22 protein-coding genes are annotated in these 18,079 nt (G+C 41.2%); 17 read left to right on the top strand and 5 right to left on the bottom strand.

The features are described from left to right. Nucleotides 1–19: 19 nt before the first annotated feature. From TY10_RS00865 to TY10_RS00910, 10 genes are all read left to right on the top strand, one after another. Nucleotides 20–442: an organic hydroperoxide resistance protein gene (locus TY10_RS00865; RefSeq protein WP_202903124.1), complete on the top strand. Its 423-nt coding sequence runs from the start codon at nt 20–22 to the stop codon at nt 440–442. 252 nt (nt 443–694) lie between these two features. Further along, entirely contained in the window at nt 695–1,267 is a 573-nt protein-coding gene (locus TY10_RS00870) for a TetR/AcrR family transcriptional regulator (RefSeq protein ID WP_042159611.1), read from the top strand. Nucleotides 1,268–1,308: 41 nt separating this feature from the next. Continuing rightward, complete coding sequence (locus TY10_RS00875; RefSeq protein ID WP_042159613.1) at nt 1,309–1,923, top strand: cysteine hydrolase family protein; 615 nt, start codon at nt 1,309–1,311, stop codon at nt 1,921–1,923. A 23-nt stretch (nt 1,924–1,946) separates the two neighbouring features. Beyond that, on the top strand, nt 1,947–2,906 hold the full coding sequence (locus TY10_RS00880; protein WP_042159616.1) for an aldo/keto reductase: 960 nt from the start codon (nt 1,947–1,949) through the stop codon (nt 2,904–2,906). 34 nt (nt 2,907–2,940) lie between these two features. Beyond that, on the top strand, nt 2,941–4,023 hold the full coding sequence (locus tag TY10_RS00885) for an MFS transporter (RefSeq protein WP_052350273.1): 1,083 nt from the start codon (nt 2,941–2,943) through the stop codon (nt 4,021–4,023). Nucleotides 4,024–4,467: 444 nt separating this feature from the next. After that, nucleotides 4,468–5,082, top strand: a complete 615-nt coding sequence (locus TY10_RS00890; RefSeq protein WP_042159618.1) for a cysteine hydrolase family protein — start codon at nt 4,468–4,470, stop codon at nt 5,080–5,082. Nucleotides 5,083–5,153: 71 nt separating this feature from the next. Further along, the gene (locus tag TY10_RS00895) at nt 5,154–5,702 is read left to right on the top strand and encodes a hypothetical protein (RefSeq protein ID WP_042159620.1); all 549 of its coding nucleotides are present in this window, start codon (nt 5,154–5,156) and stop codon (nt 5,700–5,702) included. A 208-nt stretch (nt 5,703–5,910) separates the two neighbouring features. Next, nucleotides 5,911–7,449 (top strand): spore germination protein, encoded by a 1,539-nt coding sequence (locus tag TY10_RS00900; RefSeq protein WP_042159621.1) that lies wholly within the window; start codon nt 5,911–5,913, stop codon nt 7,447–7,449. A 19-nt stretch (nt 7,450–7,468) separates the two neighbouring features. Then, the gene (locus TY10_RS00905; protein ID WP_042159623.1) at nt 7,469–8,629 is read left to right on the top strand and encodes a Ger(x)C family spore germination protein; all 1,161 of its coding nucleotides are present in this window, start codon (nt 7,469–7,471) and stop codon (nt 8,627–8,629) included. Then, on the top strand, nt 8,626–8,847 hold the full coding sequence (locus TY10_RS00910) for a hypothetical protein (protein ID WP_042159625.1): 222 nt from the start codon (nt 8,626–8,628) through the stop codon (nt 8,845–8,847). The genes TY10_RS00905 and TY10_RS00910 overlap by 4 nt, the downstream gene beginning before the upstream one ends. Here the strand turns inward: TY10_RS00910 and TY10_RS00915 are convergent. Next, complete coding sequence (locus TY10_RS00915) at nt 8,836–9,951, bottom strand: GerAB/ArcD/ProY family transporter (protein WP_042159626.1); 1,116 nt, start codon at nt 9,949–9,951, stop codon at nt 8,836–8,838. The genes TY10_RS00910 and TY10_RS00915 overlap by 12 nt on opposite strands. A 130-nt stretch (nt 9,952–10,081) precedes the next feature. Further along, nucleotides 10,082–10,936, bottom strand: coding sequence for an alpha/beta fold hydrolase (locus TY10_RS00920; RefSeq protein WP_042159628.1), 855 nt, complete (start codon nt 10,934–10,936; stop codon nt 10,082–10,084). A gap of 261 nt (nt 10,937–11,197) precedes the next feature. Here TY10_RS00920 and TY10_RS00925 point away from each other — a divergent pair, with 261 nt between their 5' ends. The 7 genes from TY10_RS00925 (at nt 11,198) to TY10_RS00955 (ending at nt 15,271) form a co-directional block, all read left to right on the top strand. Next, a complete protein-coding gene (locus TY10_RS00925) occupies nt 11,198–11,761 on the top strand; it encodes a TetR/AcrR family transcriptional regulator (RefSeq protein WP_052350274.1) in 564 nt (187 codons plus the stop codon). 206 nt (nt 11,762–11,967) lie between these two features. Continuing rightward, entirely contained in the window at nt 11,968–12,294 is a 327-nt protein-coding gene (locus TY10_RS00930; protein WP_042159630.1) for an NIPSNAP family protein, read from the top strand. A gap of 39 nt (nt 12,295–12,333) precedes the next feature. Beyond that, complete coding sequence (locus TY10_RS00935) at nt 12,334–12,873, top strand: NAD(P)H-dependent oxidoreductase (protein WP_042159632.1); 540 nt, start codon at nt 12,334–12,336, stop codon at nt 12,871–12,873. Continuing rightward, the gene (locus TY10_RS00940) at nt 12,873–13,505 is read left to right on the top strand and encodes a DsbA family oxidoreductase (RefSeq protein WP_042159634.1); all 633 of its coding nucleotides are present in this window, start codon (nt 12,873–12,875) and stop codon (nt 13,503–13,505) included. The genes TY10_RS00935 and TY10_RS00940 overlap by 1 nt, the downstream gene beginning before the upstream one ends. A gap of 56 nt (nt 13,506–13,561) precedes the next feature. After that, the gene (gene wrbA / locus TY10_RS00945) at nt 13,562–14,221 is read left to right on the top strand and encodes an NAD(P)H:quinone oxidoreductase (protein ID WP_042159636.1); all 660 of its coding nucleotides are present in this window, start codon (nt 13,562–13,564) and stop codon (nt 14,219–14,221) included. 36 nt (nt 14,222–14,257) lie between these two features. After that, nucleotides 14,258–14,995 carry an SDR family NAD(P)-dependent oxidoreductase gene (locus TY10_RS00950; protein WP_042159638.1) on the top strand — a complete coding sequence of 246 codons (738 nt, stop codon included), beginning with the start codon at nt 14,258–14,260 and terminating at the stop codon, nt 14,993–14,995. 33 nt (nt 14,996–15,028) lie between these two features. After that, on the top strand, nt 15,029–15,271 hold the full coding sequence (locus TY10_RS00955) for a tautomerase family protein (protein WP_042159639.1): 243 nt from the start codon (nt 15,029–15,031) through the stop codon (nt 15,269–15,271). A 190-nt stretch (nt 15,272–15,461) separates the two neighbouring features. On the opposite strand, the gene TY10_RS00960 is transcribed toward TY10_RS00955, so the two are convergent. The 3 genes from TY10_RS00960 to TY10_RS00970 form a co-directional block, all read right to left on the bottom strand. Continuing rightward, nucleotides 15,462–16,517 (bottom strand): LLM class flavin-dependent oxidoreductase, encoded by a 1,056-nt coding sequence (locus TY10_RS00960; RefSeq protein WP_042159641.1) that lies wholly within the window; start codon nt 16,515–16,517, stop codon nt 15,462–15,464. Nucleotides 16,518–16,529: 12 nt separating this feature from the next. Then, nucleotides 16,530–16,994 (bottom strand): MarR family winged helix-turn-helix transcriptional regulator, encoded by a 465-nt coding sequence (locus tag TY10_RS00965; RefSeq protein ID WP_238327392.1) that lies wholly within the window; start codon nt 16,992–16,994, stop codon nt 16,530–16,532. Between the two features lie 230 nt (nt 16,995–17,224). Beyond that, nucleotides 17,225–17,803 (bottom strand): TetR family transcriptional regulator, encoded by a 579-nt coding sequence (locus TY10_RS00970; protein ID WP_042159643.1) that lies wholly within the window; start codon nt 17,801–17,803, stop codon nt 17,225–17,227. Nucleotides 17,804–18,079 lie beyond the last annotated feature (276 nt).

Below are 18,079 nucleotides of genomic sequence, written 5' to 3' on the forward strand. Positions count from 1 at the left end.
AACTGCGAAAATGGATGTAATGGAAAAGAAATTGTACACAGCTACGGTAACAGTAGAAGGCGGAAGGGAAGGCAAGATCGTATCCAGTGATGGTGTCCTTGATATGAGCTTAAAGGTTCCAAAAGAATTAGGAGGACCTGGCGGACACGGAAGCAATCCGGAGCAGTTGTTTGCAGCGGGATTTGCCGCATGCTTTGAAGGTGCGATGGGTGTTGTCATGAGGAAACAAAGACTGAAATCGGAAGGCATAAAAATAACATCGCATGTTACGCTTGGAAAGGATGCAGACGATGGCTTTGTTTTGTCCGTATACATGGACATCTCTATTAAGGGTGTAGAAATGAGCGTCGCGAAACAAATCGTCGAGGAAGCTCATAATGTTTGCCCGTATTCCAGGGCGACCCGTGGTAATATCGAAGTTATTACAAACGTAGTGGACTAGTGCACGATTAATCTGCACAATGGAATTTTGAGGTCAAAGCTCAAGCATATTGGCTTGGGCTTTTTGCATTTTTAGAAGCAGGATTCAGATAAATCAGCTAAACCAACGCAAAAGCTATTAATTGATAGGGATGGCAATCATTTAAGAACGATTGTTCAAAATTATTCTTGACCGATCGTTCTTATAGTGGTAAATTTATTTTTGTTGACCGATCGTTCTTTATTCAAGATTTATGTGAAAGGAGGAGTATAGATGGTCAGAACAAAGGAGTTTGATCGTGATACAGTTTTGCATAAAGGCATGCTGTTATTTTGGGAGCAAGGGTATGAGAAAACTTCCATGAAAGAATTAGTATCACACATGGGGATTCATAAAGGGAGCTTGTATGATACTTTTAGCGATAAAAATTCGTTGTATATCGAAGCATTGAAAAGATATAGTGAATCGCTTGAGCAATCGTATAAAGTCCGTCTAGCGGGCCTTTCTGCGAGAGAAGCAATTCAAATGCTGTTTGAAAGGGCAATTCATCAGGGGGAAGAGTCTCCTGTGGGATGCTTTATTGTGAATACTGCGGTTGAACTGGCCAATCATGATTCAGAGGCAAGAGATTGTGTTCTTCAGTTCTGGGACTTTACAGAACAATTAATACATGACCTTATCATCGAAGGCCAACATTCGGGGGAGCTTTCCAAGACGTTAAATGCGGAACAGCTTGCTCAATATTATAACAATGCACTGATCGGACTTCGCGTTATGGTTAAAACGATTAGTGACAGGGAAAAATTAAGTCAAATTATAGAAATGAATATGTCTTTATTAAAATGATGATGTTTTCTAATTTTTTAACCGGAAGGGACTGCATTTCCATGACGAAGATATACGAGCCAACAACAACAGGGCTGCTTTTAGTTGACCCTTATAATGATTTTTTAGCACCGGAAGGCAAAAGCTTCTTGCGTGCTAAAGAAGTAGCAGATTCCGTAAATTTGCTGGAGCATTTGAAAGAGATCGTTAATGCTGTTCGACAAGCTGGCATTCAAGTCTTTTTTGTTCCTCACCATAGATCTGAACCTGATGATTTTCAAAATTGGCTGCACCCTACTCCGTATCAGCTTCTTACGAAACAAAGACAAGTATTTGCTAAAGGTTCATGGGGCGGAGAATTTCATCCAGATTTCCAACCTCAGAAGAACGATGTGATTATTAAGGAGCATTGGGGCAGCAGCGGCTTCGCGAACACGGACTTGGATCATCAGCTTAAAATGCACGGTGTACAAAAGATTATTGTAGTTGGCATGTTAGCCAATACATGCATTGAAGCGACTGCACGCTTCGGCATGGAACTTGGTTATCATGTCACCCTTGTTAAAGATGCAACAGCTGCTTTCAGTAAAGAGGCGATGCATGCAGCGCATGAAATTAATGGTCCTACATTTGCACATGCTATTTTAACAACAGAAGAACTTCTTGCGGCTCTATAAACAAATTAAAGGAGAGATGTATCATGAAAACCGTCCGGCTAAAAAATACCAATATTCCTGCTATTGCTCTTGGTACCTGGTCTTGGGGAACCGGGGCTAACGGAGGTGACGCGGTTTTTGGAAATGCTCTGATGTCCGATGATTTAAAGCCTATATTCGATGCGGCAATGGACGCCGGATTGAATCTTTGGGACACGGCTGCAGTGTATGGCATGGGTGCTTCGGAAGCCATTCTCGCAACGTTTATTCAAGGAAGAGATGATGTCCTGATCTCAACGAAGTTCACGCCTCGCATTGAGCAGTCAGACCATGCTCTTGAAGAAAGCATCGGTGAAAGCTTGCAGCGGCTTGGTACGGATCTTGCAGATATTTATTGGATTCATAATCCGAAAGATGTTCAACGCTGGACCCGACAATTGATTCCGTTAATGAAAAGCGGAAAAATTAAGCATGCAGGCGTGTCTAATCATAATTTGGACGAAATTAAGCTTGCTGCGGATATATTGGCTCAAGAGGGGCTTCAGCTGTCAGCAGTTCAAAACCATTACAGCCTGCTTTATCGTGCCTCAGAAGAAGCTGGAATAATCGAGTATTGCAATGCCAATGACTTGATCTTCTTTTCTTATATGGTGTTGGAGCAAGGGGCATTAACTGGTAAGTACAATGCTCAGAATCTTTTTAAGGAGGGAACTCGGAGAGGAGACGCCTTCCATAAAGAGGTATTCGTCAAAATTGAAGCTTTGTTAGAGCTGTTGAGAGAAATCGGCAGCCGGCATCAAGTTAATCCTGCTGAAATCGCCATTGCTTGGGCAATCGCCAAAGGAACAGTACCAATTATAGGCGTGACGAAACCATCGCATATCGCCAGCGCCGTTTCTGCCATTGAGGTAAGGTTAACGAATAATGAAATTGAAGAATTGGAGCGGGCAGCGAAGTCAACAAATGTGGAGATTCGAGGGTCATGGGAAAACAACATGATTTAACGGCGCATGAAATCATAGATAGGACGGTATCAACATGAATGACAAAATTGTAATGCCGGTATGGACCTTCGGACTGTTCATCGTGATAATGAACACGACGATGTTTAATGTTTCGATCCCGAGCATTATTGGGGATATTGGCGTTTCGGCGTCCCTTGGTTCATGGATTATTTCAAGTTATTCAATTGGTTATGCCTTGTCAACGATGATTTACAGCAGGCTTTCCGATGTACTGCCGATTCGAAGACTGTTGGCAATTGGTCTGATAATATTGGGTCTCGCATCTGTGTTCGGCATTTTTGCTTCTAATTTTGAAGCGCTGTTGTTTGCTCGAATTGCGCAGTCTGCCGGAGCAGGTGTAACAGCGGGGCTTGGTCTTGTTATAGCCAGTCGATATATTCCTTATGAAAGACGCGGCCGAGCAATCGCTATGATATCGGCTGGATCCGCCATGGCATTTGGTCTGGGACCGATTGTCGGAGGGCTAATTACTGAATATATCGGCTGGGAGGGGTTGTTTGGTGTTACGAGCCTTGTGCTTCTGCTGTTCCCCGTGTTACTGCGCCTGCTCCCCAAAGAGCAGCCAAAGCCATTCCGGTTTGATTTGCTCGGAGCCATCCTGACCGTTGTCAATGCTGTAGCCATTCTGACTGCCGTCACACAGCGATCATATTTCTGGCTGGCAGTCGGAATCCTATCGATCGCCGCTCACATCTGGCATCTAAAGCGAAAAAATGAGTCTTTTATTAACCCGAAACTTTTCGCAGAACCGAAGTATCGAAAACTGCTTTTTGTCGGCTTCAGTATACTGGTGCTGAATCTCGGGAATTTGTTTATCATGCCGCTGGTCCTTGCTAATCTATTCAGCGATTCACCGCTGATCATCGGCCTTACAATTGCGCCTGGTGCTGTCCTATCTGCCTTCCTAACGCGCTTTGTCGGGCGCTGGATTGACCGGTACGGCAACATGCGCGTCCTCATTCTAGGACAAGTTATTTTAGCATTGGTTTTGATTGTTTTTTCGGGCGATTATCGGCATATCGCCGGCCGTAGTCTTAGTTGGGTACTTATTTTTCTCGCCTGCGGCTTCAGCATCATTAGCATCACTAAACAATGAAACAACTCGTATTTTACCATCCAACTTGATTGGTTCCGGCATGGGCTTCATGCAGCTCATTCAGTTTTTCGGCGGTTCGTTTTCCGTAGCGGTTTGCGGCATATTGCTCGATATTCAACATAAGCATTCACTTGTTCATGCTTATGAGATTGTGTATGCCGCTTTGATTGCAGTTAGTATCTGTTCGTTATTGATGCTAATTTGGTACGTACTTTCGAATCACCGGGTTGCTTCCTTACCTAATAATGGGGCAAGTCGTACTTGAACAAAGTAGAATAAATACCTGCAAAGGCACCCTGAGGGGTGTCTTTTACTTATGTTCTAAATATAAAATTTATCGAAGACAAATTTGCGCTCCGGTTTAATATTTCGCATAAAGTATGGTCAAATGACGAAACCTATACCGAAATTTACTTCCAATAGGAAAGTGAGGAATATCGCCTAATGACAAAAACCTATGATAAAGGAATTACGGGCTTATTATTGGTTGACCCCTATAATGATTTCTTATCTGCGGAGGGTAAAGCTTACCCTCGTCATAAGGAAATATCAGAATCCGTAAATCTGCTCGAACATCTGAAAGAAATCGTTGATAGGGTGCGAAAAGCCGGTATTCGTGTTTTTTATGTTCCTCATCACCGATCTGAATCCAATGACTTTGATACTTGGCTGTATCCAAATCCCAATCAGATCAGAGCTCAACAATCACAAATATTTGCAAAGGATTCTTGGGGCGGGGAATTTCATCCCGATTTTCAACCTCAGCAGGGCGACGTGATTATTAAAGAGCATTGGGCTAGCAGCGGATTTGCGAACACGGACTTAGATCATCAGCTGAAAATGCATGGCTTACAAAAGATTATTATTATCGGCTTGTTAGCTAACACCTGCATCGAAGCGACCGCGCGCTTTGGCTCGGAGCTGGGCTACCATGTTACTCTCGTTAAAGATGCTACTGCTGCTTATAGTAAAGAGGCTATGTACTCGGCGCATGAAGTTAATGGGCCTACGTTTGCTCATGCAATTGTAACAACGGAAGAACTTCTTTCTCAGCTGTAAACGATTTGGCGAAGTAAATGTATTCCATAAATATATAAGCGACAGCATGACTATAAAGAGGAGGCTTACTTATGTCCAAAATTCGCGAAGATCTTACTCTCGCAAACTCAAGCTTTAGTCACATCATCGACGTTCCGGTGGAAAAAGTCGATATCGGAAAATGGTTGTTTTCGCTTTCTGAAGCTGAATATCAACGGTGCTGTCCTCCCGACCATATAGCGGTGGGAACAACCACGACTGAAGACGGACGTCCTATGTCAATAAACGTGGAGAAAATCGGCACCAGTCTCTCCATTCAGCATTATGTAGGGGAGGTCGTCGAAAAACATAAATGCCGGATGGTCTCCACGACCGATATTTTTATTTCGAACGAACAACGAACCCAAATGCAAGTAATTTGGGAGCTTAGCGTAAAACCCGTCAACGCCGAGCAGACTGAGTTTACAAATTTCGTTGTAACCCATCCGTCGGAGCATTTATTGCGTATTTTCGAGGATCAAGGACTTACGTTTGAGCAGGCGTCCGCATCTCGTCAAAAAATATCGGAAGATCACAATAGAAGAGAAGCTCCACTATTCGCAGAAAGCATCGCACGCGCTGCACGCGGGGAAGTGCACTAGATAGTGAATAATGACGGACGACAAAACAGGAGGGAGAAGCGTATTTATGCTTTTCACTCCTGTTTTGTTCTAGCTAATCGACTACGATAGAGCTAAAACCAGTTCACATTTATGACTGAATTTTCAACCATAATATAACTTTGTGGAATAGATTTTTATCCATATGGAATAATAATTTCATTCACTTTAATCAAACGGAGTTGTCCTGATGAGAAGATTTGGAAGTGGTAATTTCAATGAATACGAGAGAAACATTAAATTGAAAAGCAATAAACTGGAGGAAGACCATAAGAAAGAGTTTACTTCGGATATTGAACAAAACGAAAAGATTATAAAAGAAACGTTTCAGGATTGTTCTGATTTGGAATATAGACAGATCGAGGTTAATCATCATATTAAATGGCTAATTGTATACATAGATAATCTCATTGACGAGAAAATGCTTGATGAGTATGTAATTAAACCCATGATAACAACTAGAGCTAAAACAGAAGGGGACCTTAAAGACGAGTTGATCTTCGCTGGTACTACAAACATTTCAAAAAATGTTTCAGATATCGTTCGTAATCTATTAGAGGGTTATGCGGCCATCCTAATAGCAGGCAGCAGTGATATCATGACAGTTGCGATTTCTGGTTCAGTCAAGAGAAGCCTAAATGAACCTTCATCCGAGCCGGTAGTGCGCGGCCCAAGGGAAGGTTTTATTGAAGATCTCTCAACCAATATAAGTCTAATACGTGGCAGGCTCAAAACTCCAAAATTGAAGGTAGAGTATATTACGTTAGGTGAGCTGTCTCAAACTCGTATAGCCATTTCATATCTGAAGGGGGTTGCGAACAATTCATTAGTTGACGAAGTGCGGGCAAGATTAGATTCGATAAAATTAGATGGTGTACTCGACTCAGGGTATATCGAAGAATTTATTGAGGATCAACCTTTTTCACCATTTCCTCAAGTACATAGCACAGAACGTCCGGACGTAGCAGTTGCTGAATTGCTTGAAGGGAAAGTAGCCATTCTTGTAGATACGACCCCATTTGTACTCATTGCTCCGATGACATTTTGGGCAGGACTTCAAGCGAGTGAGGATTATTATATTCGTTGGCCAGTGGCTACATTTATTCGATGGATTCGATTCCTTTTTATAAACTTTGCGATATATGCCCCTCCATTATATGTAGCGATTACAACCTTTCATCAGGAGATGATACCTACTGATCTTGTTCTAAGTATTGCGGCCTCAAGGGAAGCTGTGCCGTTTCCTGCCATGATTGAGGCTTTACTGATTGAAATCATATTTGAAGCATTACGGGAAGCTGGTATTCGTCTGCCTAAACAGATGGGCCAAGCGATAAGTATTGTTGGGGGATTGGTAATTGGTCAGGCTGCTGTCCAAGCAGGTTTAATATCTGCTCCGGTAGTCATTATCGTGTCAATCACTGGAATATCCATGTTTACAATTCCTCGGTACAGTTTTTCAAATGGGATCCGATTACTTCGTTTTCCAATGTTATTCTTAGCAGGTACTATGGGACTCTACGGCATTGTTTTAGGATTTCTGGGCATCATGCTGCATGTAACCTCTCTCCGGTCATTCGGCACTCTTTACTTTTCTCCTATTGCTCCGTTAAAGCTTAGCGAATTGAAAAATGTTTTAATAAGGCTGCCGATTTGGATGAAATTTCGGCATTCCAACAATCCCAGTTCACGAGAAGATCGTCTTGAAGATTTGAGTGGAGATACATAGAAAGCTGGAGGGAGAATAGATGAGAACATTTAAATGTATGATACTTCTCATGCTCGTCATTCTTTGCGGATGTTGGGATCGTACGGAAATTAATGATCTTGCATTTGTTACAGCTACTGCCATGGATCTATCGGACGATGGTAACATACTATGTTCTCTTCAAGTCGCCATACCTTCATCTACAGAAGGGGGAAATCGTGGCGGGGCAAAAGACAATCAATTTTTCATTATTTCCGCTGAAGGAAAAGATGGGAATGAGATTCACCGGAAACTTCAGAAGAAGAGTTCACGCATATTATTTTTCTCACATCGAAGCGTTATTTTCATTAGTGAACATTTAGCCAGGCATGGAATTGATGATGTGTTAGATATTTTCACTCATGATCCTAAATATCGATTAAAGACCTATATCATGATTGTGAAAGGAGGAGACGGCCGGGACATTTTGAAAATGAAATATCCTTTCAAGCAAGTATCAATCGAAGCGGTGAAAGAAATGGAGATTTCAGGACAAGATTTGGCCGTAACATTACGCGATTTTTATATTACGTATGCAAGTGAAGGCGTTCACCCTGTTATAGGGGCAATCGAGCCAGATAGCTACTCTAAAGATTCCGATAAGGAAATATACAATTTTGCGGGTGCAGGTGTATTTAAAGATTTCAAATTACTTGGTTTATTGAACGAAAAAGAAACATTAGGGCTGTTGTGGGTGACGAATCAGCTGAAGACCGGTCGAATTACGGCAAAATTACCCCATGGAGGCGAAGTGGGTATGGTTCTAAACCATACTGACCGCAAAATCATAACGAAGAATTCAAATGATTTTGTACACTTTACGATTCAACTCGAAGGCCAGGGAAGCCTGGCCGAGAATACTTCCAGTTTAGATATTAACGAACCAGAAAATTTGAATGTCATAAAAAGCGCATTAGAAGGTGCTGCTAAGAAGCAAGTTCAAGATTTTCTCATTAAAATTCAAAAAAAGTATCAAGTGGATAGTGTAGGTTTTGGCCAAGAACTATATAAGAATAATCCGGAAAAGTGGGCTGTATTGAAAAATCAATGGGATTCGCGATTTCCGGAGGCCGATATATCCGTCGAGGTGAATTTGACGATAAAAGGGGCTGGAATGATTCATTCTTCATTTGATATGCAGAACAAGGAGATGAGAAAATGATCCTGCAAATAGTAACTTTTGTTGTAGTGATGTTGAGCTTGACTATTTATTATCTGCGACATATCAAACAACCTAAAGCGGCTATTTTATATAGCAGCTTGATGGGGGTATGTATAATCGTTGGCATTTTAACCATTGCCAAGGTGTATATACCAAGCACAACAATTGTAGCAAGAACCTTATTTGAACCTCTTGGGAAATTCATTTTACAACAATAAAACTAAAGTACAGACTTCTTCCAAAGATTTTTTTATAGAATCAATCATTAGAAGGATAAGAGGTAGAGCTAATTGTGTAAATAATGCATGGCTCGGATAGGTATATCTAAGATAATGATTTAAATCGGTAGAATAATTTACAAAAACTGAAATCGATCCTAATACGGACAAAATCGTTATAGGAATTACAAGGTCCTTATACCCTTTAATGTTAAAAAGCTGACCGATACTTAGGCAGATAACAAAGAAGGTAAGAGATATTTTTATAAAACTGCCCATAACCCATATAGCTACCGCTAAGGCTTCCATGCGCTCAAAGCTTCCTTGAATTCCTATAAACTGGATGACGCTTAATAAGGGGAAAGTCAGTTTTTCCGTTAAGGGCCCAAATATCATGATCATAGGTATAATAATAATGGCTAGAAGTCCAGAGATAGTAAATAAACCGAAAAAGGAAGCCTTTAAAGCTTTTTTCGGTTGATTTAAATAAGGGAGAAGCCATCCTAAAATAAAAAATTGACTTAAATAAGCTGCTGGGAAAATTGATCCCTGGAGGACTGGAAATATACCGTTGCTCAACACAGGACGGAGCCGCTCTGGTTCATATTCTGCAAGCATGAGTATCAAGAGCGGAATCAACAAAACAAACATAACTAAAGCAAGGTAATCGTTGCATCTTGCAATCGATTCAATTCCCATATAGACAGCTATGCCGCACAAGAGTGCTAATGATAGACTGAGAACGATGGGAGGACTTCTATGTAATAGAACGGTATTTACAAACTGGATATGCTGATTAAGAATAATGAAATTAAAATTAATCCAGTAATATAGAATATACAGCCCCATCAATTTACTTAGCCATTTGCCTACGATTTGTGAGCTGTACTGAATAATGGTTTGACCTGGGTAGCGATTAGACAATAGGATCATTACCCAAATATTTATTGACCCGATCAAGACAGAAGGGAATATTGTCATCCATGCGTCTTGCTTGGAAATTTCGATTGTTACATTCGGAATGATCAGAATGACTGTTGGAGCTATAAAGGAAAAGAGCAATAGACTAAGTTGAGTTGGCGATATTTTTTCAGCAGGTGTCATTAACTTTCTCCTTCCTTTTTCTTCACCCCTACAGATATACATCCATTATTGCCTTTATTGATATCTCGTAAACAAACTAAAGGGACATTCAAAATGCGCATCAGCATCTTTAATGTCCCTTTTCCATTTTTCAAATTCCATTATTTTTTAAAAAGTTTAGCATCAGTTCGCCAATTTCAAGCGCATGTGTTTCTAATGCAAAGTGCCCTGTATCTAATAAATGGATCTCCGCTTCAGGCAGATCTTTTTTAAAAGCTTTGGCACCTGCCGGAATAAATGATACATCATTCTCTCCCCATACTGCCAATAAGGGAGGCTGATATTGCTGGAGATATTTTTGAAATTGTGCGTACAATCTTACATTAGTTTGATAGTCAAAAATTAAGTCTAATTGTTTTTCATCATTTCCCGCACGAGACATATAAGCAATATCAAGAGTATAGCCATCTGGAGAAACGCTGTTTTCTTTTGTTCCCTGAACATATTGATTCCTAATCGTGTCAGGTGAAAAAGCTGTCCGATAACTTTCTCTTTTTTCTAAAGTAGGATTAGACCAATATTCTTCTCGTGCTGCCCATTTCTCACCAAGTCCTTCACGATATATGTTTCCATTCTGGCTTATGATTGCTGTTACACAATCTGGACGTTGCATGGCTATACGAAAACCAATAGGAGCTCCATAATCAAAAACATATAATGCGTATTTAGTCAGCTTTAGTTTATCGATAAACGACATCATAATAGTAGTAATTTGGTCAAACGTATATTTAAACTCTTCCCTGTCAGGTGATGAAGAGTTACCGAATCCAGGATAATCAGGAGCGATTAGATAATAATCTTTTTCTAAAACGGGAATTAGGTCTCTAAACATATGGCCAGCAGACGGAAAGCCGTGGAGTAAAAGAATAACTGGTTTTTCTGGATTGCCAGCTTTACGATAAAATACTTCTAATCCTTCGATCTCTAATGAATGATAAGTTGTCACATCATTGCCTCCTGCATATTTACCTTGATTATTCCCCGCTGTCCAACATATATTCACTATTCTTTTGCAGATCTTAGTGATCATTGCTAAGATGATACAACGTTATTGTAATCATGTAAAATACAGAAATGAGATACCAAATATCAATATTTCATATACCTAAAATGATGGACTATTCATGTCTTTTTGATTATTATTAGGATCACTCGAGCTGCTCAACACATCGTTGACAGGGTATCTATTAAAAGGTAGAATGCGAGCATGAACAAAAATACCGAAGAAGTTATTCTAGATACTGCGCAGTCGATTGTACAGGAATATGGGTTTAATGGTTTCAGTTATGCCCACATAGCTAAAAAAGTAGGAATACGCACCTCAAGTATTCATTACTATTTTCCCAATAAGGAGGATCTCGGAGAAGCACTGATTGTGAGGTATTACAACAATTTTATGGCTTCAATTGCTCAAATTGATGCCGAAACAACTGATAATATAGAAAAATTACGAAAGTTCATCCAACTTTATAGTGGTCCAGTTCAGGAATATTGTACTTGTATGGGTGTTATGCTTGCTACTGACCTAGCCTCGTTATCGGGTCAAACACTAGATGGAATTGCAAAGTTGTTTACAAGCAATTTGGATTGGTTGAAACGAGTATTGGATGAGGGACGGAATGAAGGTCAATTAAACTTTTCCGGTTCATCGGAGACAGTTGCCCATCAATTTCTTGCATCACTTCAAGGGGCACAGTTATTAGCAAGAAGTTTCCGGGATTACAATAGATTTAATCTAATTGCGGAAGGACTTATAGCCGCTTTGATTTAACTAAAATTCTTTCCATTCATTTGTACATGTTAACTTTAGTTAATTGAGATGAATGGTTTGAGTTCAATCTATGAATTAGTAGATAGATAAAGTAGCTGATAACGCAGGGTACTGTACGGACTGTGGATTTGTCGAGTTTCATGAATTTTATCTATGAATTAGTAGATAGATAAATAATAAGCAGATTAAGGAGGTGACGACGAAGGATGCTGTACGAATTGCGGATTTATCATATTAATCCAGGTAAGATGCAGGCTATTCAAGACAGATTCAAAAATCATGTTATTCAGTTATTCGACAACCATGACATGAAGATAACGCATTTTTGGGAAGAATCTGATGGTGATCGCCTATTTTATATTGTCGAGCATGAGAATATGGAGCAGCGTAATGTTAATTACGATCGTTTTCGTAATGATCCTGCATGGATTGAAGTGAAAAAAAACTCTGAGATTAACGGAGCATTAATTCATAAACAAGAGAGCATTTTCATGAAAGATGTATCTTTCTTTGAGAATAAAAAGGCACACTGAGGAATGCTAATAAAAAAAGATGAAATGGAGTCAATAAAAATGAAAACTTTGGTAATTGTCGCTCATCCCAACCTCGAAGCATCCAACTGGAATAAATCATGGGTAAAAGAACTGCATAAAAATGATGATATTACGGTTCATGAGCTGTACAACACGTATCCAGATGAAAACATTAATGTGGCTAAGGAGCAGCAATTGATCGAGGCACATGACCGGATTATTTTCCAATTTCCTCTGTACTGGTACAGCACACCGCCATTGTTGAAAAAATGGTTTGACTCGGTTCTGTTATATGGCTGGGCATATGGTCCGGAAGGCACTAAAACAGCGGGGAAAGAAATAGGTGTCGCTACTTCCACCTACGGTACTGCAGCATCTTATCAAGCTACCGGGTCCAACCGCTTTACATTAGAAGAAATTTTGCGGCCGATCGAAGCGCTGGCTGAGTTTATTAGTGCCTCGTATCTCCCTCATTTTTCACTCAACGACACTTCCGATGTTACCGAAGAACGGCTGGTAAAAAGCAGTCTGGATTATATCCAGCACATTAAAACGGTAAAGCCAGTTGTGGTTAAGTAATGAAAAATTTAATTATAGATGTTTTTATAGATACGATTTGCCCGTGGTGCCGCATGGGAACAGCCAGTCTGCGAACCGCTTTGGAACAGTTGCCTGAAGGAACAGAAGCAACCATTCGCTGGCATGCTTTTCAGCTTAACCCTGGTATCCGTCCTGAAGGAGAAGATTATCGGGAAGTTATGATTGGTCGTTTAGGCGGTACTGCGCAGTTCGAAGCGAGAATGAAGCAGTATAACCAATATGGGGCGCATTTCGGTCTTACATTTAATATGGATATTGTGAAATTCACACCAAATACTTCACGGTCTCATCAACTAATTGCTATTGCTCCAGAGGAGCTGCAAGAGCAGTTGATAGAGCAAATATATACGGCGTATTTTGAAAAAGGCATTAATATCGGCGATGTCAATGAACTTGCGGAGATAGGACGAGCTGCCGGATTGGCGGATGATGCTTCTGAGCTCAAAATTCGTCTTTTGAACGGTGAGGGTCTTGAAAAGGTTGAGTTAGGGCAAAGTGACGCTCAAAAGCTAGGGGTCAGAGGGGTTCCTTACTTTGTCGTTAATAACGAGATTAGAATTTCTGGATTAAAATCTCCCGATGAATTTATACAAGTATTTGAAAATATGTGACCTTGCATTAACGGATCTGAAATTATCAGATTAATAAAATTTGGAGTCGATGAATCATGAGTTTGTTCAAAAAACTATTTAATAAGGAGACAACACAAATGTCGAAAAAAGTGAATTTAGCGGTTATCTACTATAGTTCTAATGGTACAAACTTTCAGATGGCTCAATGGGCGGCGGAAGGCGGTCGTAAAGCAGGGGCAGATGTGAAAATTTTGAAAGTAGCGGAAACTGCGCCACAATCCGTAATTGATGGAAGTCCATCTTGGAAATCACACCTTGAAGAGACGAAAAATATTCCAACTGTGTCTTTAGCAGACTTGGAATGGGCGGATGCAATCATCTTTAGCATGCCCACCCGGTTTGGCAATCTTCCGGCTCAAATGAAGCAATTCCTTGATACAACAGGCGGCCTTTGGGCTCAAGGTAAAACGGTGAATAAAGTTGTGAGTGCAATGACTTCCGCTCAAAACGCCAATGCCGGACAGGAACAAACGATCCTCCAATTGTACACTTCGATGTATCACTGGGGTGCGATTGTTGCAGCTCCAGGATTTACGGATCCATCTGTATTCGTGGCTGGCGGTAATCCTTATGGTACAAGTGTCACCGTGGATCAGAACGGGGCGATGAAGGAAGATGTCCGTGCTGCTGCCGAGCATCAAGCAAAACGTACGGTAACGATTGCAGGATGGGTAATAAATGGTTTAGGGCAATAATAAAAGAAGTAACAATAATAAAGGAGTACGAACAAAATGACTATTCAGGGAAAAGTGTTTGTAATAACTGGTGGAAGCAGCGGCCTTGGAAAGGCTATGGCAATTGAGATGGTGAAGCAAGGTGCTAATGTGGTGATTAATGGACGCCGAGAACAAGCACTGGCTGAGGCTGCAAAAGAAATTGATCCTACAGCAAAGCAAGTCCGTTTCGTTGCCGGCAACATTGCTGATCCTAAGGTTGCACAGCAAGTAATCGATGAAAGCTTGACCCATTATGGACGTATCGACACACTGGTGAATAATGCTGGTATTTTCTTGTCCAAGCCCTTTACAGAGTATACAGAAGAAGAATTTGAAACTTATTTATCCACTAATGTTATTGGATTCTTCCATATTACGCAACGAGCGGTAACACAAATGTTGAAGCAAGGAACGGGACACATCGTTACAATAACGACGAGCCTGGTAGATCAGCCTTCTTCTGCAGTTCCTTCGGTACTGGCTTCACTGACCAAGGGCGGGTTGAAATCGGCGACGAAATCGCTGGCTATAGAATACGCTTCTCGAGGCATTCGAGCCAATGCAGTTTCGCCTGGAGTTATAAAAACACCGATGCACGCCATCGAATCACATGAAGCTCTAGCTAAGCTGCATCCAATGGGACGTATGGGTGAGGCACATGAAGTGGTAGATGCTGTTTTATTTTTGGAGTCGGCTGAATTTATAACAGGTGAGACTCTTTATGTTGATGGCGGGCAGAATGCTGGCAAATAAATAATATTGTAAGTGGAGAGGGAGGTATATCTAATGCCGATTGTTACCATTCAAGTAACTCGTGAGGGAACTACACCTGATCGTCAATCTGTAACTGCTGAAGAAAAAGCGGAGCTTATTAAAGGGATTAGTGAACTTCTGCTAAACGTTCTGAATAAACCGCTAGAATCTACTTTTGTCGTTATCGAAGAAGTGGATACAGATAATTGGGGCTGGGGCGGATTGCCTGCGCTAGAATATCGTCGACAACTGGCCGATAAAAAGAAGGACCTATAGTCGCTATTACGTTCAGTAGCGCAACTGAAATGGAGCGCACTCCGATGATTCGGCAGTGCGCTCCATTTTATTTATTAATATACGAAGAAGGGCTGCTAACAATCATCTATTTATATATAAAAATAGATAGATGGAATAGACGACAGTAGCAAAAATTAATTAGCATTGTACGGTGAGCGAATATTTTTCGTTATTTCATATTATTTGCTTCCCATGTTGCAATCTCATCCCGAACCCGTGGCGCCACTTCTTTCCCCAGCAACTCAATAGCTTTCATAACATCCTCATGTGGCATCGTACCAACCGGCAAGTGCAAGAAGAACCGTGTGAAGCCTAGTTGCTTACGCATAAAAATGATTTTATTAGCAACTGTTTCGGAGTCACCAACATATAGTGCACCTTCCAAGGTGCGTGAAGCATCAAATTGAGATTGCGTATATTGTCCCCAGCCGCGTTGTTTACCAAAATAGTTGAACGATGCTTGCGTAGGCGGAAAATACTTCTCTACTGCAAGTGAGGTGCTTTCCGCAATGAAACCGAGTGAGTGAACGGCTATTTTTAATTTCGATACATCATGTCCGGCACGTGCGGCAGCCTTCTTATAAAGCGGCACAAGCGGAGCAAAGTTTAAAGGACTTCCGCCAATAATGGCGAGTACGAGCGGCAGCCCTAGTTGCCCTGCGCGTATAACCGATTCCGGATTTCCTCCGCTGCCAATCCATACAGGTAATTGTTTCTGAACGGGACGCGGATATACGCCTAAATCCGTAATGGCTGGTCGAAATCTGCCTTTCCAGGTAACTTTTTCTGATTCCCTTAATTTTAGTAAGAGATCTAATTTTTCCTCGAATAGCTCATCATAATCTTTTAAATCGTATCCAAACAGAGGAAACGCATCGACCATAGAGCCCCGGCCTGCGATAATCTCAGCACGACCATTGGAAATGCCATCAAGAGTGGCAAATTGCTGAAACAAACGTACTGGATCTGCGGCAGAGAGCACCGTAACCGAACTGGTTAAACGAATTTTTTTGGTCATTGGCGCTGCAGCTGCCAGAATGACAGCTGTAGCGGAATCGCCAAATTCTTTACGATGATGCTCGCCAACCCCGAATACATCGAGTCCTACCTGATCAGCAAGAACGATTTCTTCAACGACCTCACGCAAGCGCTGTGCATGACTGATTGTCTCACCTGTTATAACATCCGGGGTTGTTTCGACAAATGTATCTACACCTATTTCCATTAGTAATTCCTCCTATTTTGAATTGCTCTCACGATGTTTGATACCATAACCAATTTTCTTCAACACCTGTATCAGTTCGTATTTTTCCTCATCCGTCGCGAAAGACATATTTTCAGAGATCAGTTGGGCATGTTTGGGGAAAATATCATCAAAGCTGCTTCGGCCTTCAACTGTTAATGCCACATTCGTTTTTCTTCGGTCATCTGGGATTGGGATTCGCTCCACTAGCCCCTTCTTTTCAAGCTTGTCGACCACGTAGGTAATACTCCCGCTTGGAATCGAGAAAGTATCACTTATTTTTTGAATGGACTGTGGCCCTCTATTATAAAGAAGCTCTAAAATTTGAAAGGTCTCTATACTAAGACCGTGGCTCTCTATGTCACGCTCTAGACTCGCGTATAGTTCTTTTACCATGTTTCTTAATACGCGTATTAGCTTTAAATCAAGTTCCAATCCTTCTGCGTCACGTTCAGTCAAATTCAAGCCTCCTTTTTCACTAGGAATTTATCCTATAATTATTTATTCTAATGTTAGGATAAATGATTGTCAATCTTATAACCGCTCAGTGTCGATGAATACAGCCATGTCACATCATAACGGTAACGGTGTAATGCGAAAAAAACCTTCAGATTGCTGAAGGTTTCTTTGCGGAACTGATTTCTTTTTTTGTTTTACCGCTGTATCAACTTTGATGAGCACTCAATTGCCTACACTGAATCTTCACTGTCCCTAATCATCAATCCAACCACTCTAGAGATAGCATCTCTCAGCTCGTCAGATTTGTTAGTCGCACTGGAATCGATGGACGGGCCGAAAGGGTTCGTTGCTGTCCAAGCGGTGGATAGAGCCATGATGGCGGTCAGAAGGAAGTTAGGCGGGAAGGCTGCTCCGATCTGTCCAGCAGACTGCGCTTGTGTCAATTCCACAACTTTTGCGTTGTGGGCAGCAGTTCGTTCGGCGGGGTTATCCGTCTTTTGTTCAAGACTGAACCATGTCATTAGCCGCATGAGGTTAGGGTTTGCCATCGTAAAATCGAATACACGCGCTGCGTAACCGGGAAGGTCCTCAGGTGTAAAGACAAGTTCATCATACACTCGAGTAAGATGCATTTGAAGAATGGTCGTGAAAAGCGTCTCTTTATTCTCATAGTAAATATAGATCATATTTTTATTGCACCCGGCTGCCTTGGCAATTCGATCTACTCGCGCGCCGGCAATTCCGTAGGCGGAGAACTCCGCCATAGCTGCTTCTAATATTCGTTCACGCGTCGCATCGGCGTTGCGCATTATTGTTCCCCCTTATCCGTTCTATAGCTTGGCTTTAATATAGCATGAATAATGTTGAATTGACAAAACGGTTAGTTAGCTGCTAGAGCTCATCAATACAGGTGAATGTTCCATCGAAGGTTTTAGATTTAGATACAGATTTAGGCGAATTCAGTTAAACATTGTTTGCATATGAGATAAGCTGGTTTCGATTTCATCGAAGTCAGCTTACTTTAATTATACTTCCCAACTCGCATCCGGCTCTTTTTTCGTACAACAGCCCCCTTTTTTGATAAG

This window comes from Paenibacillus gorillae, from assembly GCF_000513275.1.
Classification (GTDB): Bacteria; Bacillota; Bacilli; order Paenibacillales; family Paenibacillaceae; genus Pristimantibacillus; species Pristimantibacillus gorillae.